Below are 22,563 nucleotides of genomic sequence, written 5' to 3' on the forward strand. Positions count from 1 at the left end.
ACTTCCCGACCGCCGACAGCTACACATGGCGGTGGCGTTGGCGGGTGAGCCGGTGGCGCCCGTGACGTTCAGCGGCTTGACGGCGACGAATGCATCCCATTGGCCGGCAGCCCGCATATGCCGGGCCAGCGGGCCAAGGCGCCACAATTCACCCAGCGGCATGCCCAGCTTGGCCAGGAGCTGCTGGTGCATCCTGCCGTGGTCATTAGGGTTCCGGGTCGCGGCAGGGGCTGGCCGCCAGGGCGGGCAGGCATTCGAAGGCGAAGTTGTCGGCCGCGAGGAGCGCGAGCCTGTGGTCCCAGGCCCGGAACTGCGGCGCGCCGCGGGAAGGTTGTCCGAGCTGCCCGAGGGTTCCGTCTACTGACAGTCCCGGCGCCTAGACTCTCTTCATGGACAACAACAATGACAAGGAAACCATTGGCAGCTCAACCCCTGAGCCGGATGCAGGGCTGAACCGTGACCCGGAGGACTGGGTGACCGGGGATGAACCGATGACGGCGGCGCAGCGCAGCTACCTCGATACGCTGGCGCGTGAAGCAGGCGAAGAGCTGCCTGCGGACCTCAGCAAGGCCGAAGCATCCAAGCACATCGACCGGCTGCAACAGCGCAGTGGAAGGGTGTCAGGGGACGGCCCGGACAGCTCCGGGGAAAAATAGGGCGCTGCCAGGAAGGCAGACGGTTACCAGGCCTGGTGTTCACGGGTGAGGCCGAACGGAACGGCCTCACTCAGGTCCACCGTGAACTTGTCCGCTCCGAGGCGGGTGACGAGGATCCCGTGCCGCTTCCCTTGGAGGGCGCAGGCCTTGGCCGCGGTGACCGCGGCGTCAAGCTCACTGTCCATGCTCTTGCGGTCGGACACGGTGAGGGTAAGGGGAAAGTTCATGGGTGTTGCCTTATGTCTCTTGGGGGTGGGCAGGACGCCGCCACGCGCTCCCCCTGAGTGCATAGGCGGTTGGGCACCTGGGCGCCTCGCACCATGGTCCCCCAACAAAAGATCAACAGCAACTTGAAAAATCAACTAAAAGAAAAGCGCAGGTCAGAAGCTCGGCGGCTGCAGCAGAGCCCGGCAATTACAAGCGCTTAGGCACCGTCAATTAGAGTTGGACACGAGCGAAAGCTGTTTCCGGACGGCTTTAATGCGCCTGAAGACCTCTCGGACGGCAGAACCGAAGCCATCAGCACAACAACATACGTGTGCCACGACCTGACAAGGATCCCGCCATTTCCACGGACGCTTTCTTCGGCAACCTGACCAGGATCCGCAACGCCATTCTCCCGGCGCCGGTGCAGTCACGGTTGAACAACGGGCGCGGCCTGCTGGGTGGCTTCATTGTGGTGCACCTGGTCTTCCTGATCTTTGCGGCTTCCCTGTCCCTGCGCGGCGAAGCCTTCAGCGATACCTTCATCTACCGCAGCTGGGCCATGGCGGGCTTCGACGACGCCAACCTCAGCGGGGGCCCCAGTCCCTGGGTCTACCCCATCCTCGCCCTCATCCCCATGGCCATCGCCGGCGTGGCCGGACCGGCACCCTTCTTCTTCCTGTGGGTGCTGATGACCACCCTGCTCAACGGGTGGGCGCTCCTCAAACTCACCAACCGCGGCCGCGACCGACATGCCGTTCCCGCCGGCTGGTGGTGGCTGGTGTTCACCTTCCTGATGGGCTGGCTCGGCTTCGCCCGGGTGGACGGCCTCACGGCGCCGCTGGTCCTCGTCGCCCTGGCGTACGGCGTGGGCCGACCGTTCATCGCCTCCGTCCTGCTGGCCATCGGTACGTGGGTGAAGGTCTGGCCGGCCGCCGTCATGCTGGCCCTGTTCGCCGTCGTAAAGAACCGCCTGTTGGTGGTGGTGGCAGGAATTGCGACGACGGCGGGCGTCGTCGCGCTGGCAGCTGCGGTGGGGAGCGCCCCCAGGCTGCTGGACTTCCTCACCCAGCAGGGCGGGCGCGGGATGCAGCTCGAAGCCACCTTCACCACCCCGTGGCTCTGGCTGTCCGTCCTGAACGTGGGCGGGTCCCGGATGTACATGAACCCGATATCAACTCCATGCAGGTGGACGGCCCCGGCACGGCCCTTATGTCCGTGCTGATGCAGCCGCTGCTGGTCCTCGCGGCGCTGCTCGTGGCCGGGCTGACCTTCTGGGCCCTCCACAACGGCAAACAGCGCGGCGGGAAACAGCACGACGACGGAGCCAGCGAGGGTGTGGACCGCACCGAACTGCTCCTGGCCGGCGCCCTCACCCTGGCCACCGCGTTCGTCGTCTTCAACAAAGTGGGATCCCCGCAGTTCATGGTGTGGCTCGCCCCGGCGGTTGCGGTCGGGCTGGCCCACAGCTGGCGCGAGTGGCGTGTCCCGGCAGCCATGCTGATCGTGATCGCCGTGGCTACCTACTTCATCTATCCCCTGTTCTACGACGCCCTCAGCCACAACAACCCCTGGATGGCCCTGGTGCTGACCATCCGGAATATCCTCCTGGTGGTCTTGTTCCTCTGGAGCGTCCGGCGCCTCTACCTGCTGGGCAAAAGGACGCCTGCAGCCACTCCCGTGCTGAAGGAGTCCTAAGATTTCCGCGAGGTTCTTCGACCGTCTCACCGCGGTCCGCAGCAAAGTCCTGCCTGCCAAGGTGGTGGAATGGTTCGCCCGCCCGTCCAGCGTGTGGTGGGGCTTCGCCGTCGTCCATCTCTACTTCCTGGGCTGGATGGCGTCCTTCTTCCTGCACGGCGATACGTTCAGTGACACCGAGCAGTACCGCCAGTGGGCACTGGACGGCTACAACCCGGACGACCTCACCGGGAAGATCAGCCCTTGGGTGTACCCGGTGCTGGCGCAGATCCCCATCTTCCTAGCCAACATCGCCGGGCCGGACCTCTACCTGCTCGTGTGGTTCCTGATCATCACAGCGCTCAACGCCGTCGGGCTTGCCTTACTGACGTGCGGACCACGGAAGGTCAGCGGCATCGCGCCGGCCTGGTGGTGGCTTTTTTTCACCGTGTTCATGGGCTACCTCAGCTTCGCCCGGGTAGAGGGCATCACCGCACCCATCGTGCTGATCGCCCTGGTCTATGCCGCCCAGCGGCCCGTCGTCGCCGGCGTCCTGCTCAGCTTTGCCACGTGGATCAAGGTGTGGCCGGCTGCAGTTCTGGCACCCATCGTGATCGCGAGCCGCAAGCGCGTCCACGTGGTCCTTTCGGGAGTGGCCGTGACCGCCGTCGTCACCGCCGGAACCTGGCTGTCCGGCGGCCTCCCGCACATCCTCGACTTCCTCCTTAACCAGGGCGAACGCGGCATGCAGCTGGAGGCGACGTTTTCCACGCCCTGGGTGTGGCTGAGCGTCTTCAACATCGCCGGTTCGAAAATGGCGGACAACACAGCCATCAACTCCACTGAGGTCTACGGGCCTGGCGCCGGAACCGCAGCTTTCCTGATGCAGCCGCTCCTCATCCTCGCCGCCATCGGGGCCGCCGTCCTGCTGGTCCGCGCGCTGAACCGCGGCGCTGAACGCGAGGAACTCTTCCTCGAGGGTTCCCTCATGATGGTCACCGCGTTCATCGTCTTCAACAAGGTGGGGTCCCCGCAGTTCATCATCTGGCTGGCCCCCGTGATCATCGCCGGACTCACGCACGACTGGGAGCGGTGGAAGGTCCCGGCGGCCCTGCTGATGGGCATCGCCATGACCACGTTCGTAATCTACCCGCTGTTCTATACGCCGCTCATCCACGCCCACCCCGTTATGGCTGCCATCCTCACCACCCGCAATGTGCTCCTGGTGGTGCTGCTCTGGTGGTCAGTGAAGCGGACCGCGGAACTTGGCCGCAAGGCCAAGACAGCAGTGCCGGCTGGGGCGTAGCCGCTTCAGGACCCCGTAGGCCCCGTTCGCTCAGTCCCGGCCAGCCTGCGCGCCAGGAGCCGGATTTGTTCCAGTTCCCGGACATGGCAACCGAGGGCGGGCCTTGCTGCTCCGGCTCACAGCGCAGCCTCCGGGTTTCGCTCGGTGGCGGCCTCCGGCATCAGGTAGCGCGCAAACCATCCCTTGGCCAGGGCGGCAACCTGGCCGAGCGTGCCGGGCTCCTCGAAGAGGTGCGTGGCGCCCGCGATGACCTCCAGGCGGACCGGGGCCGTCATCCGGCTCATCGCTTGCCGGTTGAGGGCCAGTACCTGGAGGTCGGCGCTGCCCACGAGCAACAGGGTGGGTGCCCGGACCGCTTCCAGGCGCGCGCCGGCAAGGTCCGGACGGCCGCCACTGGACACCACCGCGTCCACCTCCGCACCGGACTCGGCCGCCGCCCACAGCGCGGCACCGGCGCCGGTGCTTGCGCCGAAATAGCCCACCCGCAGCCCTGCGGTTCCCTCCTTGCTGTTCAGCCAGCGGGTTGCTGCACCGAGCCGCCCTCCCAGCAGCGCAATGTCGAATACGCTGGTGCGGTCCACTTCCTCTGCCGGGGTCAGCAGGTCCAGCAGCAGGGTGCCCAGCCCTGCACCCTGGAGCACGGAGGCTACGTACCGGTTGCGGGAACTGTGCCGGCTGCTGCCGCTGCCGTGGGCGAAGACCACCACGGCCCGGCAGTGTGCCGAAAGGTGCAGGTTGCCGTGGAGCACCACGCCGTCGACGCCGATCTCCACATCCTGGTCCGTTCCCGCAACCAGGCCCGCCCGGACACGGTGTACCCGCCGCTTCGCTTCGTCCAGCAGCTGCACCACCTCTTCGTCCCGGGTGGGCGAGAAGTCCCTGTAGCAGTACCCCACCGCCTGGAAGTTCCGTGCGAAAATCAGGGAGAAGACCTGGTCCGCCTCGGACAGTGAGTCCAGCGCCTGGGCCGGGGCAACGGGCACGGCAAGGACCACATTTTTGGCACCCAGGTGGCGTGCCACCTGGCAGGCGGCCCTCGCAGTTGAGCCGGTGGCGATTCCGTCGTCAACAACGACGGCGGTGCGCCCGGTGAGGTCTGTGCGCGCACGCCCCTTCCGGTACCGCTCCAGCCTGGCCTCCAGCAGCGCACGCTCGCGCCGCTCAACCGCCGCAAGGTCTTCGTCCGTGACCCTTGCCAGCGAAACCACCCGCCCGTCAAGCACGCGTGTCTCGCCCTCCCCGATGTCACCCATCGCCACTTCCGGCTGGAACGGAACACCGAGCTTCCGCACCACAATGACGTCCAGGGGCGCATCCAGGGCCTTGGCAACCTCGGCTGCCACGGGCACCCCGCCGCGGGGCAGCCCCAGGACCACCACGTCCCCACCCTTCAGCCGGTCCAGGGCAAGGCCGAGCTTCCGGCCCGCATCAACCCTGTCCAGGAATTCATACATCAGGCAACCTTTTCGTGTGGGCAGAGCATTCAGTTGATACCTCTGAGAGCACGCCGGACCAGTGCCAATAAGGCCCGCCGGCTATTGGCGCACGAGCGGCGCGGACTGATGCGCGGCCGGGTTTACCCGCGGCTTAGCGGCTTCCCAGCTTTTGGCGTCCGGGCTCTTCGATCCGGTTTCGCTTGGCCTGACGCCACTCGAGGATCCAGCGCCAGCCGCGTTTTGCCAGGTCGAGGGGTTTGCCCTCGATCAGCAGCTTCCGTGTATGCACATCGAGGAATAGAAGGTAGAAGGTAAATGCCAGCGCGGTGATAAATGCGAGCGATGACGCATCAATGGGCAGTTCCACGAAGGACCATACGGAGAGCTGGTCCTGTGCGCCGAAGACCACAAAGAACGTCACGCCCACATACAGGGACCTAATCTGCCAGTCGTCCCGGATCCCGGTGACAGCCAGGAAGGGCAGGAACCACAGGATGTACCAAGGCTGGATGATGGGCGAAAGCATCACGACGGCGGTGAACGCCAGCGCCATCCGGCGCACCGCCCGCGAATAATCGCCGCGGAACATGAGCAGCAGGACCAGTCCGATGGCCGCCCACTTCATGGCGGTGCGCAGCCAGGTGGCGAGCGTCCCGCCGGGGAGTCCCAGCGAATTGGCCAGGAACTCCACCTGCTGCCCCAGGAAGCCGGACGGCGAATAGCCGGTGTAGCCGGGAGTGGGGTCCATGATGGCCCAGGTCCAGCCAATACCCAGCCCGTACGGGATGCCGCTCAGGAGCAGCACGCCGAAGCTCATGCCCGCCGTCGCAGCCCAGATCAGGAACCTGCGCACCCAGGAGGCGGAGGGACCTGCCCACATCACACCGATGAACGGCAACAGGAGCACCGTGATCGGTTTGATTCCGATGGACGCTGTCACCAGGAGGATGCCCAGCAGGTAGCGGCGCGTGGCTGCGAAGTACACACCCGCGACGGCGAGCCCCACCATCAGTGCGTCGTTGTGGGCGCTGGCAATGAAGCTGATTAAAAACAGCGGATTGGCCACCGCGATCCACAGCGCGCGGGCCCCGTTGATGCCGTGCAGCTCTGCCAGCTTGGGAACATAGATCACGCATAGCAGGACCCCGGCCCCGGCCAGGAGCCGGAACAGCAGCACTGCGGCGTCGGGCTGGGCGCCTGTCAGCCCCACCACCCCGCGGGCCAGCCAGAGGAAATACGGGCCGTAGGGGGTCCTCGCTTCCGCCCACGCCGGATCGGCCCCCAGCGAGAACCAGTTGCTGAGGGTGGAGATGCCAACCTCGTAGGGGTTTTGCCCCTCCATCACCAACCGGCCCTGGCCGGTGTAGGCGTAGACGTCGCGCGAAAACACGGGCACGCAGAACAGCAGCGGCAGGGACCAGGCCGAAACGGCGATCACGACTGACCGAAGGGAGGATGCGCCCCATTCAGCCAGGCGTTGCCCCAGCCTCAGCCACGAACGCATCAGGACCATCGCGCCGACTGTCAGCAGCACCGTGGAAACGGTGACTCCCCAGCCTTCGGTGCGGAGGGCGATCACCACCGGCTGGCGGATCATGGGTGAGCCGTTGGCAATCCAGCCCGTGCCGATGGAGCCGACGAACATCATGAGGGCGCCGACGAAGCCTTCGATGGTGGCCAGGTAAGCGCGGCCCGTGGCGGGACCGGCGGTTTTGGCGGGCGCGGCAGGCTGAGTCTCCGAAGTTTCGAGGTGTGGCCCGCCTGCCGTCATGATTGTCTGGTCCCTCACTTGGTTGCGGCGCTGGTTGCACCAGCAATAACGCCGCCCTGCAACCCGCCCATTTTATCAGCCGGTTTTCCCGCTTCCCGGGCATATGCGGCCGGCGGGACCGCAAGCCGCGGTCCCGCCGGCCGAAAGGGGCTGCTGGAAGTGAGGAAGCGCTAGGAGAAACGCCCGGGCCGGAAGGTGGACAGCATGGGGTGCTTCTTGCCGGTCATGATCTCGCCCGCGAGGAGTTCGCCCGCGATCAGGCCCAGGGTCGCGCCGGAGTGGGTGAACGCCACGAAGCAGCCGGGCACCTGGCCGAGCTCGCCGAGGACCGGTTCGCCGTCGCCCGGAATCGGCTTGTAGCCAATCTTCCACGAGGCGGGCTTCAGCTCAGGATTGCCCGCGATGAGCTTTGAGGCCTCGTCCGCGAGTTCCTGGACCACGTCGCCCGGGATGCTGAACGAGCCGTCCGCGTGCTCGGTGATGTGTTCCTCGTACCAGTCGTGGTCCAGGGCGAAGGTGCCTCCGGGATTGGGGCGCAGGGCAGCACGCGGAGTGTTCAGCACAGCGGCGACGTTGTGCTCCACCTGCTTGGTGACCACGAGCATGGACACCGGGGAACCATTGGGAATCTTGACCCCAAGGGGTTCGACGACGGCGGGCGTCGCTGCCCCGCACGCGACCAGCACGGCGTCGGCGGGGTAGGTCCCCCCCGCCGAGGTCTCCACACCCGTGGTGCGGCCAGCCTCGACCATCACGGACACCTTGCCGGAGTTCAGGACCAGTTCCCCGCCGCGGGAGTGGAACTCCTCCATCAGGAATTCAATCAGGTCCGGGAGGCTGACCCAGCCTTCACCGGGATTGAAGATGGCTTTTTCCGGAACTGCGGCCGGGTCGGTGCCAGGGGTGACGGAGGCGATGTCCACGGGAGCCAGCAGCTTTGAGTCGTAGCCGATGGATTTCTCGTAGGCGTGCCGGGCCTCGGTCACGTCCTGCTGTCCAGCGGCGTTCCACATGAGGCCGCCGCCGAACTGGAGCCATTCCCGCCTGGGGTCAGCGGCGAAAAGGGTCCGATAGCGGTCCACACCGGCAAGCCGGAGATGGTGGTAAGGGGTGGAGCGTTCGCCCGAGGAGTTGAGCCAGGACAGTGACCGTCCGCTGGCTTCGCTGGCGAGGCCGCGTTCGGTCAGCAGGATCACGGAGGCACCTTCACGGAGCAGGTGGACGGCGGTGGAAACGCCCAGGATGCCGCCGCCTATGACAGCGACGCGTTTGGTGGATGCTGGAGTGGACATGGTGTCCCTTTCTGTGGATGCGTGGTTCACGAAGGACGCGTACGGCGCGTCATTGAAAAAGCTGGCGGCGGAAGTCAGGCCATGGCGTGAATGCCCTCGATGACCTTCAGCACCTCGAGCGGGCCTGCCGGGTCCACGGGCAGAGCCCCTTCCCCGTGCAGTGCGGCGGCAAGCTGGACATAAAACTGCGGATACGCACCCCGCGCGGCGGGGACGGGATGTGTAGCACCGTCGACTCCCAGGAGCCCCCAAGACTCCTGGGGTTCGAGGCCGTAGGCGGGATTTGCCGGCGTAATCCCGGCTGCGAGCGCAGGCTCCTGGCCGTCCAGGCCCCACTTGGTGTAACCGGACCGCGAGCCGAGGACGTGGAAGCGGGGGCCCGCCTGGGCGGCCATGCCGTTCATCCACAGCCGCGACCGGACTCCGGACTCGTGCAGCAGGGACACGAACGCCTCCGTGTCTGCGGCCTGGGCGTGCGGTCCGCGGTTCGCCGTCTCGCCGTAGCTCCGTTCCACCGGGCCGAACAGCTGGATGGCCTGGTCGATCAGGTGCGCCCCGAGGTCGTGGAGGATGCCGCCGCCCGCTGAAAGGGAGACCGTGTCCCGCCAGTTGCCGAACCCTTCGGGCCACCACCATTCGAACCGCGACTCGAAGCTGGTGACGTCCCCCAACTCGCCTGCGGTCAGGACCTTTTGGAGGGTCAGGAAGTCGGCATCCCACCGGCGGTTCTGGAACACCGTCAGCTGCACCCCGCCGTCGGCAGCCCTGCTGAGAAGCTCCTCCCCCAGGGCTGACGTCGGAACAAACGGCTTGTCCACCACCACGTGGAGCCCGTGGGCGACGGCTGTTGCTGCCAGCCCGTAGTGGGTGTGGGGCGGCGTGCCCAGGATGACCAGGTCCAGCTCCGCGGCGAGGGCGAAAAGCTCCTCCGGGGTTGCGAGGATCCGTGCCCTTGGGTAGAGCCGCGCCGCCTCCGCTGCCCGCGCGGGCTGGGACGTGACGATCACGTCCAGCGAGAAGTCTGGGTTCGCTGCGAGCAGCGGAGCATGGAAAACCTTGCCGGAGATGCCAAAGCCGACGACGGCGGTCCGCACGGGTGCAGTTGTTTCCTTCCCCATCACAGCACCTCCGAAAGGAAGCGCTGCAGGCGTTCGCTGCGGGGGTTGTCGAAGAGCTGGGCGGGAGTTCCTGCCTCGACCACTTCCCCTTCATCCATAAAGACCACTTGGTCCGCAACCTTGCGGGCGAAGCCCATTTCGTGGGTGACCACCAGCATGGTCATTCCGCGGCGGCCCAATCCGGCCATGAGGTTCAGGACGCCTTTGACCAGTTCCGGGTCCAGGGCGCTGGTGGCTTCGTCAAAGAGCATCACTTCGGGCTCCATCGCCAGGGCCCGGGCGATGGCCACGCGTTGCTGCTGGCCGCCGGACAGGTCCCGGGGCCGGTGGTCGGCCCGCTCGGCCAGCCCCACCTCGGCCAGGCCGCGGCGTGCGCGCTCCATGGCCTGGGCCTTGGGCATTCCCTTCACACTCCAGAGGGCAAGCGCCACGTTTTCCAGTGCTGTATGGTCCGGGAACAGGTTGAAGTGCTGGAACACCATGCCGATCCGGGTCCGGAGGATGTCGGGGTTCACCGTCAGGGCGCTGTCCCCCGCCAGAAGCACGTCACCGCTCTTAGGCTCGTGCAGCCGGTTCACGCCGCGGAGGAGCGTGGATTTGCCGGAACCCGAGGGCCCGATGATGCACGTGGTGGTGCCCGGGGCAACCCTCAGGCTCACGTTCCGCAGCACCTCAATGTCCCCGTACGCCATGGTCAGGTTGCGCAGTTCCAGGCTGGAGCCGTGGAATGCCCGAACGTCAGGGGCGGGGCTGCCGGCAGCGGCGCTGTTGGTGGTGGTGGCTGGCAGGTTCATGTGTTGCTCCCGGTGGTGAGCGGCGAGGCCGCGTCGAGTTCCTTGACTTCCTTCAGGCCGCTGGTGGGCGCTGCCGGGCGGCGGCGGCCGGTGCGGAACTTGTTGTCGAAGTGGTTCACGAGGTGCGTCAGCGGAACCGTGATGATCAGGTAGAAGACGCCGGCGGCCACCAGCGGCGAAAGGTTGCCGGACAGGACTGCGGCGTCCTGCCCCACGCGGAAGAGCTCGCGTTCGCTGACCAGCAGCCCCAGGAAGTAAACAAGGGACGAGTCCTTGACGATGGCGATGAACTGGTTTACCAGGGCCGGCAGCACCCGGCGGACGCCCTGGGGCACCACCACCAGGGCCATGGATTTTGCGTAGCTCATCCCAAGCGCGCGGCAGGCCTCCCCCTGGCCTTTGTCCACGCTGAGGATGCCGGCGCGGAAGATCTCGCCGATGTAGGCGCTGGCGATCAGGCTCAACGCGATGATCCCCAGGGGGTAGGGCGAGGGCCCGAAGATTGACTGGCTGAAACGGGCAAAACCCTGGCCGATCAGCAGGATGGTGAGGATGGCAGGCAGGCCGCGGAAAAGGTCGGTGTAGATCCTGGCCGGCACCCGCAGCCATTTTGAAGGTGAGATACCCATGACGGCGACCACCATGCCCAGCACCGTGCCAAGGACGGTGGCGGCGATGGAGATGATCAGCGTGTTGAGCAGGCCGACCGCCAGGAGTTGGGGCAGGACCTCGGCCATTGCGCCGAAGTCGAAGAAGGTACGGATGATGGTGTTCAGCCAGTCCATGGTTGCTCTCAGACGTAGTGTGTGGAGGGACCGGGCGGACCTCGATTTGGCCCGCCCGGTCAGGTGGCTGGGGTGCCTACTTGCCCGGCGCCGGGGACGCCGTCTGCTCTGCCTTGGGCAGGTACTGCTCTGGCATCGGGGATCCGGGGAACCACTTCTGGTAGAGCTTCTTCCAGGTCCCGTCTTCCATGGCTTCCGCCAGCCCCTCGTTCAGGGCTTCCTTGAAGGCCGTCTTGTCCTTGGCCACGGCGAAGCCGGCAGGGGCGTCGAAGGACGGGATGTCCGCAGCGCTGACCAGGCCGTGCTGCTCCACGTAAGCCTTGGCGGCCTCGTAATCCAGGAAGTGGGCGTCTACGGTCCCGCTGTTCACTGCGGCAACTGCGGTGTTGTTGTCCGGGAAGCGGACCAGATTCGCCGACGTGAAGTTCTTTACGGCGTAAGCCTCCTGGAGCGTTCCCTGGACGACGCCAAGGCGCTTTCCTGCCAGACCGTTGGCATCCGTAATGCCTGAGGTCTTGGTGGTGATGACGGTCAAGTAACCGGCAAGGTAGCCGTCGGAGAAGTCGACGGTCTCCTTGCGTTTATCAGTGATGCCGATCGCTGCCACGCCGGCGTCGAACTGGCCGTTGGCAACTGCGGCAAGCAGCCCGGAGAAGTCCTGGCCGGTGAAGACCACGTTGTCTACACCTGCCCGGTGGGCGACGTCCTTGAAGAGTTCAACGTCGAAGCCAGTGAAGCTTCCCGAGGCGTCGGTAAAGGTGTACGGCTTGGAATCGCCGAGGCTCGCCACGCGGATGGTGCCGGGCTCGATCAGGCCATACGGGTTGTTTTGCGTGGTTGAGGCAGCGGAGGTGGAGCTGCAGCCGGAAAGCGCGAGGACCGCGGCCAGTGCTGCGGCTGCGATTCCAGCCGGACGGAGGTTCATTTTCTTCACAGCGTTGTCCAATCGTTGGAGGGAAGGCGGTGCTGTCAGGGCCGCCGAAGAAAGTCGCCGCTGCTCTTGTTGAGTCCGGTCTCACACCCTAGGATTGAGACCGGACTCACAGCGATGGATAGAAATGTAGCCGAAGTCACAGGGTGCGTCAACAACTTCTTGAAAGGTGAAGATGAGCGGTGAAGGAGCACGACGGCGGGACGTAACGGTTGCCGACGTCGCAAAGGCTGCACAGGTGTCCAAGGCCCAGGCGGCACGTGCGCTGGGAAACTACGGGGCGGTCAGTGAGGACGTCCGCGAGCGCGTACTGGCGGCGGCAGAGGAGCTTTCCTACCGCCCCAATGAGCTTGCCCGCAGCATGAACACGGGCAAATCACACACCATCGGGGTGGTGGTGGGCGACATCGAGAACCCGCACTTCGGGCTGGCTACACGGGGCATCACGGACATCGCCAAAAGGGCCGGCTACAACGTCATCCTGGTGAACACTGACGAGGACCGGGCCGCCGAAGTGGACGCGGTCCGGGTCCTGCTGGACAAACGCGTCGACGGCCTCATTGTTGCACCCGCATCATCCGTGAACACCGGACACCTCCACCAGGTCCACCAGTCCGGCCGGCCCATGGTCTTCATCGACCGGAGCGGCGGCGACCTGGAGGTGGAGACGGTGGCCGTGGACATGGCCAGGATTTCCCTCGAAGCCACACGCCACCTCCTCGACGCCGGCCATCGGAGGATCGCCTTTATTTCCACGCTGAGGGCAGATTCCCCCTACACGCCCGGAATGGCGCTGGATTCATCGCAGATCGCTGACCGCCTTGAAGGCATGCAGCAGGCATTCCTTGAAGCAGGCCTGCCTTTTCCTGCAGACCTTGTCCGGCTGAATGCCGGCGACTCGGACTCCATCCGCAGCATTACCCGTGAAGTCCTCCGAGGCCCTGAGCAGGCCACTGCGGTGGTCGCTTCCGATGGCCTGATTGCCCTGAGCGTCGTCGAAGCCATCCAGGAACTGGGCCTCTCCATTCCCGCTGACGTCTCGTTCCTCATGTACGACGACTTCCCCTGGACCCGGCTCACCACACCTCCCCTGACGGTGATTGCCCAGCCGGTGTACAACATGGGTGTGGCTGCCGCCAAGGCGCTGATCCGGCAGATGGAGGGGCTTCCCCCTGCCACGCCGGGACAGTTCACCGCTACCCTGGTGCGGCGTGGATCGGTAGGGGCGTGCCGGCCGGCGCTAGCTCATCCAGTCGCTGCGGGCAGTCCTGTTGCGGCCGAGTGACTTGGCCGCGTAAAGGGCCGCGTCCGCCGAGGCGATGAGGCCCTCCAGGTCCTTCGTGCCGCCCTCGTACGTGGAAATCCCGTAACTGGCCGTGGGCATCTCCATCCCGCCCACAGCGGTTGTCCCGGCGAGGCGCCCGCTGATCTCCTCGGCGATGGTTTCCGCCCTTTCACCGCTGGCGCCGGGAATCAGGAGGACGAACTCTTCCCCGCCGTAGCGCCCCACCAGGTCCGTGGACCTCACCGTGGCGGTGCAGGCTTCGGCAAACGCCTGCAGCGCGAGGTCCCCGGCGGCATGGCCATAGGTGTCGTTAACAGCCTTGAAGTGGTCCAGGTCAGCCAGGATCAGCGCACCGGAGCCGCGGGTAATGGAGCGGTCCGCCAGCTGCTCCGACGCGAGGTTCAGGAATGCCTTGCGGTTGAGAAGGCCAGTGAGGTCGTCACGGGAAGCCACCATCCGCAACGCCCTGGTCTGCTGTTCGCTGCTGAGGGCGGCCATGCTGAAGGAGACCACCACCAGGAGCACCATGGTCACCAGGGTGGTCACGGCGGAACCGAAAACGGTGGCGAAAACCGGGCCGTCCTGCCCCTCGAGCACAAAGGCCGCCCACCGGAGGAAGTAGAAGAAGGAGAGCCCACCGGCAGCCGCGGCCATGGGAATCCGCACCCGCGAATACCCTGGCTCCAGCCGCCACAGTTCGCGTGCTGCCAGACCGATGGTGAGGCTCATGGCCGCGAGGAAAACGGGCCCTCCGGACCAGGTGTTGGTGGCCGGGCTGTCCAGGACGGAAGCAACCAAGGTCACCAGCGGGATGCCCGTGAACGCCCACATCGGCGGCGGCACCGTGCGCAGCGACCTGGCGCCGGCCCAGACAGCCACCCCGCCGTGCACCAGCAGCACGTTGCCGGCAGGGTTGGCCCATACCTGGTGCCGCGTCCCGTCCAACAGGAAACAAGCGGATCCGGTAAGGAAGAACAGCAGCGCCAGGCACCACCAGCCGCTGTAGGGCGAGCGCGTGACGCGGTAGGCGGAAAAGTAAAAGAGGAAGGCCAGAACCAGCGCCATCAGACCGAATGCGATCCGGAGAGTCGCTGTGTCCAACACCATCTTTTCGAAGTCCCCCTGATGCCAAAAGCGTGCAGACCCCAGTATTGCACCCGTCCGGGAGCCTGTCAGGAAGATGCCGCAGCCTGGTTCAGGGCCTAGGGTTGTCAGATACGCCAGCAGGACTACCCGGAAGGCAAGACCATGCTCCTTCTCTTTGGTTTCAAAACGGTGCTCAAGGCACTGCCCGGCAAACCCGCCACCTGCCAGTACTGCCGCTCGTTCGTCCACCACCACCTTGAGGAGCGGGCCACCAAGTTCACCCTCTTCTTCATTCCGGTGTTCACCACATCGCGGTCCTACCAGATCACCTGCACAAACTGCGGCTATGTTTCACGCATTTCCGCGCGGGAGAAGCGGGCACTGGAACTGCATCGCTAGGACGCCCCCATGTTCAAGCGGGGTCCCCGGCACTACTCCTGGTCAGTGGGCTACAAGTCCCTCACCGCCCCGCGGCGCCGCCACAGGTAAAACGCCACGAACAATATCACCAGGATGATCGCAACCCCGATCAGCAGGGGCGTGGTGTCGTTCGCCTGGGCCGTTCCGGCGTCACTTGGGCCTCCGGGGGGAGGAGGTGAAGATTCGGCAGGAGTTGCTGTTCCGGTCGGCGCGGGAGTAGGCCCGGTTGGAGCGTCAGTGGAAGAAGGCTGCTGCCCCTGGGCATCCACCAGTGCGGACGTAACGTGGACGCTGGCAGCTGCGAAACCGGCGGACGGTGCAGTGGCCCCCGCGGTCACGCACAACACGCTTCCGATGAGGGCAATGAAGACAGCCGCCCTCGTCAATGTCGTCCGCATAGGTCCTCCTCCGGGGCGTCCCGTGGTACGGGAAGTCGGCACTGGGAATATCAGGGGCAGGGCATCACACCCCCTCATTGTGAACCTGGCGATGAGCCCTGTCCATCACCGGCGGAACGGAGGCAGGGTCCCGTCCGCCAGCCAGCCTGGCAGCATGGTGCGCGCCGACCGCAACCGCCTGCTGGTGGCAGTGGGCGCCGAGCTCCTCCACCTGCCCTACCGCTTGAGCGGGGAAGCCCCCGTCACCGGCGACTGGGCCTGGATGGGACCCAACCGCGCCGGCGACCGGCAGATCCTCGCCGCCCTTCCCCGGCGGTCGGAACTCAGCCGCAAGCGCGCCTTTGAGGATTCATCCGAGGCGCAGATCCTGGCCGCCGACATGGACATGGTGGGCGTCGTGGTCCCGGTGGACCGGCCCCTCACGCACAACCGGCTCGAGCGTACGCTCGTTGCGGCATGGGACTCCGGCGCCACTCCCCTGGTGATCATCACCAAGGCGGACCTTGCGGATGTGGCGGACGACGTCGTCGGGAAGGTCATCCTGCAGGCGGCAGGCGTGGAGGTGGCCACCACCTCAGCGGAAAACGGCGACGGCATTGACGGGTTGCTGAACCTTGCTGATGGACACCCCCGGTGTCCACGGCTTTGGATTGTTCGACGCCGAGGACGGAATCGGGGAGATGTTCGGCGACGTAGAGGAGCTGGCGGCCCGGTGCAGGTTCTCGGACTGAGCGCACCAGGGCGAGCCGGGCTGCGCCGTCCAGGCGGCGATCACCGACGGTGTGCTGGAGGAACGCCGCTGGCACAACTACCTGAAGCTCCAGCGGGAACCGGCGGCTCTGGCGCGGAGGAGCGACGCCGCCGCGCAACGCGCTTACCAGCGGGAGTGGCACCAGAAGGTGCTGGCGGCCGGAAAGTCGCAGCGCTGGGCGGAGCGTGAGTCAGCCGAAAGGAAGGGGCGGTCGGGACGCAGGCGCGGCTGACAGGAGCGCGGTGCCTGTCTCTCAACAGGTGCGATGACCGAACAAGCCAGCATCAAAGCTCCGGTGCGTGCTCCTCGGGAAGTGCGCCCTCATCCTCCGGGTGCCGCTTGAGGTTCAGCAGCGACAGCGCCAGCCCGCCCCACACGGTGACGATGGCAATGATCATCATGGTGATCGCGACGGGTGTCACAGCGCCGTCTCCTTTGCTTCGCGCTCCACCAGGGAGTCGTACTCCGGGTCATGGTTCGCCTTGGACGTCCGGCTCCAGGGGATTAACGTCAGGACCAGCGCCAGGACTACCAGCCCTCCGGCCATGCCCCAGCCGAACACACCCACGAACCAGCCCGGGTAACCCTCATAGGGGGTGGAAATCTTGCTGATGAATTCGTTCGCCACCATGTAGATCAGGGCCAGCGGCACCACGACTGATACCAGCACCATCCAGGTACCCCGCATCTTCACAGTGGAAACCCGGTTAAGGTGGACGGACAGCAGGGGAAGCCTGCGCAGGAACCATGCCAGCACCACCACGGTCACCAAAGCGCCGAGTGTGATCCCGAAGCTGTTGACGAATGCGTCCGAGGTATCCAGCAGGTAGAGGCCCGTGGCCGTGGGAAACAGGCCCAGGGACACAACAGCCACCAGGATGCTGACCACCAGAGAGGCTTTGACCCGGCCCCAGCCGAGCTTGTCCTGAACCGCAGCAACAATGACCTCCAGGACGGATATCAGCGACGTGACTCCTGCGAAGACCAGGGAGCCGAAGAACAGCACGCCCATGACTGCTCCGAACGGTGCCTGCGACACGATGGTGGGGAACGCCACAAAGGCTAACCCGATGCCCTGGGTCACCACCTCATTCACGCCCGTGCCGGCTGCCTGCGCCATGAAACCCAGGGCGGCGAAAACACCAATCCCGGCGAGGATCTCGAACCCGGAATTGGAGAAGGCAACCACCATGCCGGAGCCTGTGAGGTCCGTCCTGCGCTTGAGGTAGGAGGAATAGGTGACCATGATGCCGTAGCCAACGGAGAGCGAAAAGAAGATGTGCCCGTAGGCTGCCGCCCACACTGACGGGTCGGCGAGCGCGGACCAGTCGGGAGTGAAGAAGGCGTTGAGGCCCTGGGCTGCGCCTGGAAGGAAAAGCGCCTGGATGACCAGCAGGACAAACATCGCCACCAGCAGCGGCAGCAGGACGGCGTTGGCCCGTGAAATACCTTTGCGGATCCCGGCGACCATGATGAGGATGACTGCCGCCCAGATCAACAGCAGCGGAAAGAAGACTGACGGGACGAAGTCGAACCCGAGACCCGGCGCCTCGGCCACGCCCAGGAAGTTGCCGAAGAAGAAGCCCTCGGCGTCGTCGCCCCACGCCTCGGTGAAGGAAAAGATGGTGTACATCAGGGACCAGGCAATGATCACTGCGTAGTAGGCCGCGATGACGAAGCAGACCAGAACCTGCCACCATCCCAAAGGCTCCGCCGCCCTATGGAGCCGGCGATAGGCCAGGGGCGCGGACCCCCTGAATTTGTGCCCTACCGCATAATCGAGGAAGAGCAGCGGAATGCCGGCCGTCAGCAGCGCCACCAGATAGGGGATCAGGAAGGCTCCGCCCCCGTTGTCGTACGCAATGTAGGGAAAGCGCCAGATGTTGCCAAGCCCCACTGCCGACCCGATGGCGGAAAGGATAAAGAGCCGGCGTGAGGAAAACGTCTCACGTTTGAGGGGTGCTGCCTTGCCTGGCGACGACTGACTGCTCATTTCGCCGCACCTTCAGGCCGGGCCGGGGCCGGAGCCGTGGGAACGCGGTCACAAAGAGTATTTTTCCGGTTCATGCCTGTGCCTCTCGGATGAGGTTGGAATCCTTCACTGGCCACTCCGGACTTTACTGCTCGGGCCCCACAGGCGGAAGCCCTGTCGCCCTGCCCGCAAACCCCGCAGGTACTGCTGTCCGCCCTGCTGCACCGAGTAGTGTTCCGTCATGGACATCATCCTCGTACCCGGTTTCTGGTTGGACGCTTCTTCCTGGGAGAAGGTGGCCCCCGCGCTTGAGGCGGCCGGGCACCGTCCGCATCCCCTCACCCTGCCGGGTATGGAAGCAGTGGACGCTGACCGCTCCGGCATCAGGCTGCGGGACCACATCGATGCAGTAACCGCAGCCGTGGACAAGCTGGACGGCAAGGTGGTTCTGGTGGGCCACTCGGGCGGCGGCGCCATCATCCATGGGGTGGTGGATGCCCGGCCGGACAAGGTGGAACGAGCCATCTATGTGGACAGCGGCCCGCTAGGCGAGGGCGACGTGATCAACAACCAGCTGCGGGCGGAAGGTGACGGAATTCCGCTGCCGCCCTGGGAAGAGTTCGAGGATGCCGACCTGGTGGACCTTGACGAAGGGCTCCGGAAGTCGTTCCGCGCACGCGCCATCCCAGAGCCCAAGGGTGTGGCCTACGACCCCCAGCACCTGCACGACACGCGGCGCTACGAGGTGCCGGCCACCGTCATTGCCTGCCAGTTCCCTTCCTCGCTGCTGCTGGAATGGATAGACGCCGGACACCCCTTCGTTGCCGAGCTGTCACGGATCCGCGACGTTGAGTATGTGGACCTGCCCACCGGCCACTGGCCGCAATTCACCAAACCTGCAGAACTGGGGCAGGCCATTCTGGCCGCGGTGGACAGGACGGACAGGGCATCGGATCGAAACCGCTAGATTGAACGGACCGCCCCGTTCCAAGGAGTCCCCGTGCCGCGTCCGCGATCACCGCTGCTGTCCGTTGATGCCATCGTCCGGGCAGCCCTCTTCCTGGTGGATTCCACCGGGGATTTCAGCACTCCCAAAGTGGCAAAGGAGCTCGGTGTCAGCCAGGCGGCTCTGTACAACCACATCGATAATCGCGAACACATCATCGAGCTGATGCGGGGCCTGGTCTTCTCGGAAAGGCAGCACCTGGACACCGAGAGCCTGCCGTGGGACGAGGCACTCCGGACCCTTGCCCATGAGTACCGTGACTGCCTGGTCGACCACCCCCGGCTGGTGCCGCTCCTGGTTGCCCAGACCGTGCGGGACCTCGGTGTGATGCGGATCTACGAGGACATGGCGACTGTATTGGCCAAGGCAGGGCTGGCCCCTTCCGCAATCGTCCCGGCCATCACCACGCTGGATTACCTGGTCCTCGGATCAGCCCTGGAACTGACTGCGCCAGAGGTGGTTTGGTCCCCGCCGCAGGGCCTGTTTCCCATGCTTTCGGAGGCCATCGCGGATCTGGGTTCCCCGGCGGAACGCTCGAACACGGCGTTTTCCTTCGGGCTGGAAACCCTGCTGGCAGGGATACGGCAGGTAACCAAGACAGGTTTCTGAAAGGCTTTCACGTAAACCCTTGTGCTGGCAGGGGATGTATCTCCATAATAAATGAAGGCCATTCATTTTGTGGCGGCGTTCACTCCATTCCAGCAAGGAGAAGTCCATGTCCCAGGACGACCAAAGCACAGCGCGCGTTCCCCTGACCGCAACGCGCGCCGTCTCCGTCTTCGGCATCAGCGTGGTCGGCTTTATGACGGCCAACCTGGTGCCGGTCATGATCGTCGCCCTGACCGGCGAGCTTGGCTTTTCTGATACCGGGGCCGGCACCCTGATGACCGGATCGCTCCTCGCCTGCGCGGCCGCCTGCCTGCTGACCTCCCGGCTGACCTCAGGAAACGGAAGGTACCTGGTGGCACGGGCCGGCCTGCTGCTCACGGCGGCAGGCTTCGGCGCCGCCGCTTTCATCCCGTCAGCACCAGTCGTCGTCGCAGGCGTCCTGATCGGCGGCCTCGGCGCCGGCGGGGCCGTCTCCGCGGGCGGCGCAGCACTTGGTGCACTCCGGAACCCGGACCGTGCCTCCGGCATCAGCGGCTTTACCAACCGCGCCATCGTCTCGGTGGTCCTCTTCGTGATCCCGGCGCTGGGCGCCGGCATGGGCAGTGCCTTCGGCCTGCTGGCCGGCCTTGCCCTGGCCGCCCTGTTCACCACGCCCTGGCTGCCGGCCAGGCCAACCGCCCCCGCAACCCTGGCCACGGCAGTTGCCGCGCCAAAAGCAACATCCCGGAAAACCACAATTGCCGGCTTTGGGCTGCTCGCCTGCTTCGCCCTGTGGGCTCTCGGCGAAGACTCCCTGTGGGCCGTTGCGGCCACCATGGGAGCGGACCAGGCGCAGCTCGACGAAACCGGTATGGGACTGGTGCTGAGCCTTTCCACCCTGGGCGGCCTGCTCGCCTCGGGACTTATCGGAGTGGCAGGGCGCCGCCTGGGCCGGACAGTACCGCTCGCCGTCGCCCTCCTGGCAGGCGCGGCACTGAAGATGCTCTCCGGCGTCGTCACAGATCCAGGCCTGTACATGGCCGTCATCATCGCTTGGAACACCATCTACATGCTGTCGTTCATCTACATCGTGGCCGCTGCCGCCGCACTGGACGCCTCCGGGCGCTGGTCCGCCCCGGTACTCGGCGTCTACCTGGTGGGGTCCTCGTTCGCCCCGTTCTTCGGAACATACGTCTCGGCCGCGGCAGGCTACGACGTCCTGGGTTATGTCCTTGGCGGCATGACCCTGGCCCTGATGGTTCCACTGGTCGCCATCTCCCGCATCTCCGTCCAGACCGAAAAAGCGGGTGCCGGCAACGCCACGCCCGAGATCCTCAGGGCGGCCATCGTCTGATGTTCCCCACCACCCAGACAGAAAGCACCATCTTGCCTGCCCGCACGCTCTACACCAACGCCACCGTCTTCACCGCCAATGGATCCCCCGCCGAAGCCTTTGTGGTGGAGGGCTCCGAGTTCGTCCATGTTGGTGGCGAGGCGGGAGCCCGCAGAGCCGCGGGCGACGGGGCCATGGAGGTGGACCTGGCCGGCGGCTTTGTCCTCCCCGGCTTCGTGGACGCACACACTCATCTGCTGATGATGGGCCAGGCCCTGCAGAAGGTCCAGCTGCGCGACGCGGTTGACCTCACGGACCTGCAGCACCGCCTGAGGGAAGCTGCCGCCGCCACTGACACCCAACGGATCCTTGGTGCCGGCTGGCTCTACAGCACCCTCGCCGGGGAACAGCCCACGCGGAAGCTGCTGGACGAGGCCGTCCCGGACCGCCCCGTCTACCTGGACGCCAACGACCTGCACTCCGTCTGGGTCAACAGCGCCGCCCTGGCCGAAATGGGCATCACCAGGGACACCCCGGACCCCATTGGCGGACGGATCGGCCGCGACCCGGAAACGGGCGAGGCGGACGGGATGCTCTACGAAACGGCCGCCCAGCAGATCGTCTGGCCGGCCCTTGCTGCCCACGCCACGGACGAGGACCGGGACGCCCAGCTGGAAGAAGCGTTCGCGAACTACCTGGCCGTCGGCGTCACCAGCGCCGTGGACATGGCCGTGCAGGACGACGACCTGGCCGCCTTCCGCCGTGCCCTGGACCGCCGCAACGGCACGTTGCCCATCCGGGTCAAGGGCCACCTCCTGGTGGCACGGCACGAGTCTGAGGCCGACAACCTGGCACAGGTGGCCAAGGCGGCATGGCTCGCGGCCGAGCTGCACAGCGACTGGCTGCAGATCTGCGGGATCAAGCTGGTGGTGGACGGCGTCATCGACAGCTGCACCGCCGCCATGAAGGAACCGTACGCGGACGGCAGCAGTGCCGAGCCCATCTGGGACCGCGAATCCCTGATCCCCGTGGTGGCAGCCGCAGACGCCGCCGGCCTCCAGATTGCCCTGCATGCCATTGGCGACGAAGCCTCGGACATCGCACTCGACGCACTGGAGGAGGCGTACCACCGCAACGGCCCCCGCGACCGCCGGCACCGCATCGAGCACCTGGAGACCGTGACCGAGGCGAACGTCCGGCGGCTGGCTTCCCTGGCTGTTGTGGCGTCCATGCAGCCGGTCCACGCGGACCCGGCCATCCAGGACAACTGGCGGAGTGTGCTCGGCGACCACCGCTGCGAACGCGCCTTCCCCTGGACCGAGTTTACGGACGCAGGCGCTACCCTGGCCCTGAGCACGGACGCGCCAACAGCTCCACACCAGCCCCTGGCGAACATGTATGTTGCCACCACGCGGCGCTCTGCCCTCGAACCGGCGCTGGAAGCGAACCTCCCCAAGTACGCCCTGGACCTGGCCGACGCCCTTTCCCACGCCACCCGCGATGCCGCCTACTCCTGCCGGGCGGAGGACCGGCAGGGCCGGATTGCGCCCGGCTACCTGGCCGATTTCACGGTCCTGGACAGCAACCCGCTGCAGGCGGACGCCGCGCAGCTGCTCACCAACCGGGCCCGGCTTACCGTGGTGGACGGCACAACAGCGTACGACGCCGGCACCTCCGCTGATTCCCGCCTCGCCCCGCGCGGGCAGCGGCTTAACCAGCCTGCCTGATCCACCCGTATAGCCAGACGCATAAGA

20 protein-coding genes and 3 pseudogenes are annotated in these 22,563 nt (G+C 65.9%); 10 read left to right on the forward strand and 13 right to left on the reverse strand.

Features of this window, described 5'->3' with window-relative positions; all coding sequences use genetic code 11:
• A pseudogene (locus FDW81_RS17150) lies at positions 1–304 on the reverse strand (cyclase family protein); the annotation flags it as partial.
• 85 nt (positions 305–389) lie between these two features.
• On the opposite strand from FDW81_RS17150, the gene FDW81_RS17155 reads away from it, so the two are divergent.
• Positions 390–656: a DUF3072 domain-containing protein gene (locus FDW81_RS17155; RefSeq protein ID WP_138135418.1), complete on the forward strand. Its 267-nt coding sequence runs from the start codon at positions 390–392 to the stop codon at positions 654–656.
• 23 nt (positions 657–679) lie between these two features.
• Here the strand turns inward: FDW81_RS17155 and FDW81_RS17160 are convergent, their stop codons facing one another.
• Entirely contained in the window at positions 680–883 is a 204-nt protein-coding gene (locus FDW81_RS17160; protein WP_138135419.1) for a hypothetical protein, read from the reverse strand.
• A gap of 365 nt (positions 884–1,248) precedes the next feature.
• On the opposite strand from FDW81_RS17160, the pseudogene FDW81_RS17165 reads away from it, so the two are divergent.
• Positions 1,249–2,558, forward strand: a pseudogene (locus FDW81_RS17165) (glycosyltransferase family 87 protein).
• Positions 2,559–2,619: 61 nt separating this feature from the next.
• Positions 2,620–3,843: a glycosyltransferase 87 family protein gene (locus tag FDW81_RS17170; RefSeq protein ID WP_171027265.1), complete on the forward strand. Its 1,224-nt coding sequence runs from the start codon at positions 2,620–2,622 to the stop codon at positions 3,841–3,843.
• Between the two features lie 116 nt (positions 3,844–3,959).
• Here the strand turns inward: FDW81_RS17170 and FDW81_RS17175 are convergent, their stop codons facing one another.
• The 7 genes from FDW81_RS17175 to FDW81_RS17205 form a co-directional block, all read right to left on the reverse strand.
• On the reverse strand, positions 3,960–5,297 hold the full coding sequence (locus FDW81_RS17175) for a phosphoribosyltransferase family protein (RefSeq protein WP_138135421.1): 1,338 nt from the start codon (positions 5,295–5,297) through the stop codon (positions 3,960–3,962).
• Between the two features lie 133 nt (positions 5,298–5,430).
• Complete coding sequence (gene mptB, locus FDW81_RS17180; protein ID WP_138135422.1) at positions 5,431–7,050, reverse strand: polyprenol phosphomannose-dependent alpha 1,6 mannosyltransferase MptB; 1,620 nt, start codon at positions 7,048–7,050, stop codon at positions 5,431–5,433.
• A gap of 170 nt (positions 7,051–7,220) precedes the next feature.
• On the reverse strand, positions 7,221–8,342 hold the full coding sequence (locus tag FDW81_RS17185; RefSeq protein WP_138135423.1) for an FAD-binding oxidoreductase: 1,122 nt from the start codon (positions 8,340–8,342) through the stop codon (positions 7,221–7,223).
• A 74-nt stretch (positions 8,343–8,416) separates the two neighbouring features.
• Positions 8,417–9,460 (reverse strand): Gfo/Idh/MocA family oxidoreductase, encoded by a 1,044-nt coding sequence (locus FDW81_RS17190; RefSeq protein ID WP_138135424.1) that lies wholly within the window; start codon positions 9,458–9,460, stop codon positions 8,417–8,419.
• A complete protein-coding gene (locus tag FDW81_RS17195; protein ID WP_138135425.1) occupies positions 9,460–10,254 on the reverse strand; it encodes an amino acid ABC transporter ATP-binding protein in 795 nt (264 codons plus the stop codon). Before FDW81_RS17195 ends, FDW81_RS17190 begins: the two co-directional genes overlap by 1 nt.
• The gene (locus FDW81_RS17200; RefSeq protein WP_138135426.1) at positions 10,251–11,039 is read right to left on the reverse strand and encodes an amino acid ABC transporter permease; all 789 of its coding nucleotides are present in this window, start codon (positions 11,037–11,039) and stop codon (positions 10,251–10,253) included. Before FDW81_RS17200 ends, FDW81_RS17195 begins: the two co-directional genes overlap by 4 nt.
• A 76-nt stretch (positions 11,040–11,115) precedes the next feature.
• A complete protein-coding gene (locus FDW81_RS17205; protein ID WP_171027268.1) occupies positions 11,116–11,964 on the reverse strand; it encodes an ABC transporter substrate-binding protein in 849 nt (282 codons plus the stop codon).
• A 181-nt stretch (positions 11,965–12,145) separates the two neighbouring features.
• Between FDW81_RS17205 and FDW81_RS17210 the strand changes: the two genes are divergently transcribed.
• Entirely contained in the window at positions 12,146–13,255 is a 1,110-nt protein-coding gene (locus FDW81_RS17210) for a LacI family DNA-binding transcriptional regulator (protein ID WP_138135428.1), read from the forward strand.
• Here the strand turns inward: FDW81_RS17210 and FDW81_RS17215 are convergent.
• Complete coding sequence (locus FDW81_RS17215; protein ID WP_138135429.1) at positions 13,211–14,362, reverse strand: GGDEF domain-containing protein; 1,152 nt, start codon at positions 14,360–14,362, stop codon at positions 13,211–13,213. The two genes, FDW81_RS17210 and FDW81_RS17215, sit on opposite strands and share 45 nt — an antisense overlap.
• Before the next feature lie 141 nt (positions 14,363–14,503).
• Between FDW81_RS17215 and FDW81_RS17220 the strand changes: the two genes are divergently transcribed.
• The gene (locus FDW81_RS17220) at positions 14,504–14,740 is read left to right on the forward strand and encodes a zinc-ribbon domain-containing protein (protein ID WP_138135430.1); all 237 of its coding nucleotides are present in this window, start codon (positions 14,504–14,506) and stop codon (positions 14,738–14,740) included.
• 50 nt (positions 14,741–14,790) lie between these two features.
• Here the strand turns inward: FDW81_RS17220 and FDW81_RS17225 are convergent, their stop codons facing one another.
• Positions 14,791–15,159 carry a hypothetical protein gene (locus FDW81_RS17225; protein ID WP_138135431.1) on the reverse strand — a complete coding sequence of 123 codons (369 nt, stop codon included), beginning with the start codon at positions 15,157–15,159 and terminating at the stop codon, positions 14,791–14,793.
• 91 nt (positions 15,160–15,250) lie between these two features.
• Here FDW81_RS17225 and rsgA point away from each other — a divergent pair.
• Positions 15,251–16,142, forward strand: a pseudogene (rsgA, locus tag FDW81_RS17230) (GTPase RsgA).
• Positions 16,143–16,194: 52 nt separating this feature from the next.
• Here rsgA and FDW81_RS17235 read toward each other — a convergent pair.
• Both FDW81_RS17235 and FDW81_RS17240 read right to left on the reverse strand, forming a co-directional pair.
• Positions 16,195–16,332 carry a methionine/alanine import family NSS transporter small subunit gene (locus tag FDW81_RS17235; RefSeq protein ID WP_138135432.1) on the reverse strand — a complete coding sequence of 46 codons (138 nt, stop codon included), beginning with the start codon at positions 16,330–16,332 and terminating at the stop codon, positions 16,195–16,197.
• Positions 16,329–17,903, reverse strand: a complete 1,575-nt coding sequence (locus tag FDW81_RS17240; protein WP_138135433.1) for a sodium-dependent transporter — start codon at positions 17,901–17,903, stop codon at positions 16,329–16,331. The genes FDW81_RS17235 and FDW81_RS17240 overlap by 4 nt, the downstream gene beginning before the upstream one ends.
• 220 nt (positions 17,904–18,123) lie before the next feature.
• Here FDW81_RS17240 and FDW81_RS17245 point away from each other — a divergent pair, with 220 nt between their 5' ends.
• The 4 genes from FDW81_RS17245 (at position 18,124) to FDW81_RS17260 (ending at position 22,536) form a co-directional block, all read left to right on the forward strand.
• Entirely contained in the window at positions 18,124–18,849 is a 726-nt protein-coding gene (locus FDW81_RS17245) for an alpha/beta fold hydrolase (protein WP_138135434.1), read from the forward strand.
• 33 nt (positions 18,850–18,882) lie between these two features.
• Positions 18,883–19,497 (forward strand): TetR/AcrR family transcriptional regulator C-terminal domain-containing protein, encoded by a 615-nt coding sequence (locus tag FDW81_RS17250; RefSeq protein WP_138135435.1) that lies wholly within the window; start codon positions 18,883–18,885, stop codon positions 19,495–19,497.
• A gap of 106 nt (positions 19,498–19,603) precedes the next feature.
• The gene (locus tag FDW81_RS17255) at positions 19,604–20,830 is read left to right on the forward strand and encodes an MFS transporter (protein WP_138135436.1); all 1,227 of its coding nucleotides are present in this window, start codon (positions 19,604–19,606) and stop codon (positions 20,828–20,830) included.
• Positions 20,830–22,536 (forward strand): amidohydrolase, encoded by a 1,707-nt coding sequence (locus FDW81_RS17260; RefSeq protein ID WP_138135437.1) that lies wholly within the window; start codon positions 20,830–20,832, stop codon positions 22,534–22,536. Before FDW81_RS17255 ends, FDW81_RS17260 begins: the two co-directional genes overlap by 1 nt.
• Positions 22,537–22,563 lie beyond the last annotated feature (27 nt).

Source organism: Pseudarthrobacter sp. NamB4, assembly GCF_005796185.1.
GTDB lineage: Bacteria > Actinomycetota > Actinomycetes > Actinomycetales > Micrococcaceae > Arthrobacter.

What these genes read in the sequence shown, in the direction of transcription:
- FDW81_RS17155 (WP_138135418.1), top strand. Translation starts at nt 390, where the DNA reads ATGGACAACAACAATGACAAGGAAACCATTGGCAGCTCAACCCCTGAG.
- FDW81_RS17160 (WP_138135419.1), bottom strand. Translation starts at nt 883, where the DNA reads ATGAACTTTCCCCTTACCCTCACCGTGTCCGACCGCAAGAGCATGGAC.
- FDW81_RS17175 (WP_138135421.1), bottom strand. Translation starts at nt 5,297, where the DNA reads ATGTATGAATTCCTGGACAGGGTTGATGCGGGCCGGAAGCTCGGCCTT.
- mptB (WP_138135422.1), bottom strand. Translation starts at nt 7,050, where the DNA reads ATGACGGCAGGCGGGCCACACCTCGAAACTTCGGAGACTCAGCCTGCC.
- FDW81_RS17185 (WP_138135423.1), bottom strand. Translation starts at nt 8,342, where the DNA reads ATGTCCACTCCAGCATCCACCAAACGCGTCGCTGTCATAGGCGGCGGC.
- FDW81_RS17190 (WP_138135424.1), bottom strand. Translation starts at nt 9,460, where the DNA reads ATGGGGAAGGAAACAACTGCACCCGTGCGGACCGCCGTCGTCGGCTTT.
- FDW81_RS17195 (WP_138135425.1), bottom strand. Translation starts at nt 10,254, where the DNA reads ATGAACCTGCCAGCCACCACCACCAACAGCGCCGCTGCCGGCAGCCCC.
- FDW81_RS17200 (WP_138135426.1), bottom strand. Translation starts at nt 11,039, where the DNA reads ATGGACTGGCTGAACACCATCATCCGTACCTTCTTCGACTTCGGCGCA.
- FDW81_RS17205 (WP_171027268.1), bottom strand. Translation starts at nt 11,964, where the DNA reads ATGAACCTCCGTCCGGCTGGAATCGCAGCCGCAGCACTGGCCGCGGTC.
- FDW81_RS17210 (WP_138135428.1), top strand. Translation starts at nt 12,146, where the DNA reads ATGAGCGGTGAAGGAGCACGACGGCGGGACGTAACGGTTGCCGACGTC.
- FDW81_RS17215 (WP_138135429.1), bottom strand. Translation starts at nt 14,362, where the DNA reads ATGGTGTTGGACACAGCGACTCTCCGGATCGCATTCGGTCTGATGGCG.
- FDW81_RS17220 (WP_138135430.1), top strand. Translation starts at nt 14,504, where the DNA reads ATGCTCCTTCTCTTTGGTTTCAAAACGGTGCTCAAGGCACTGCCCGGC.
- FDW81_RS17225 (WP_138135431.1), bottom strand. Translation starts at nt 15,159, where the DNA reads ATGCGGACGACATTGACGAGGGCGGCTGTCTTCATTGCCCTCATCGGA.
- FDW81_RS17240 (WP_138135433.1), bottom strand. Translation starts at nt 17,903, where the DNA reads ATGAGCAGTCAGTCGTCGCCAGGCAAGGCAGCACCCCTCAAACGTGAG.
- FDW81_RS17245 (WP_138135434.1), top strand. Translation starts at nt 18,124, where the DNA reads ATGGACATCATCCTCGTACCCGGTTTCTGGTTGGACGCTTCTTCCTGG.
- FDW81_RS17255 (WP_138135436.1), top strand. Translation starts at nt 19,604, where the DNA reads ATGTCCCAGGACGACCAAAGCACAGCGCGCGTTCCCCTGACCGCAACG.
- FDW81_RS17260 (WP_138135437.1), top strand. Translation starts at nt 20,830, where the DNA reads ATGTTCCCCACCACCCAGACAGAAAGCACCATCTTGCCTGCCCGCACG.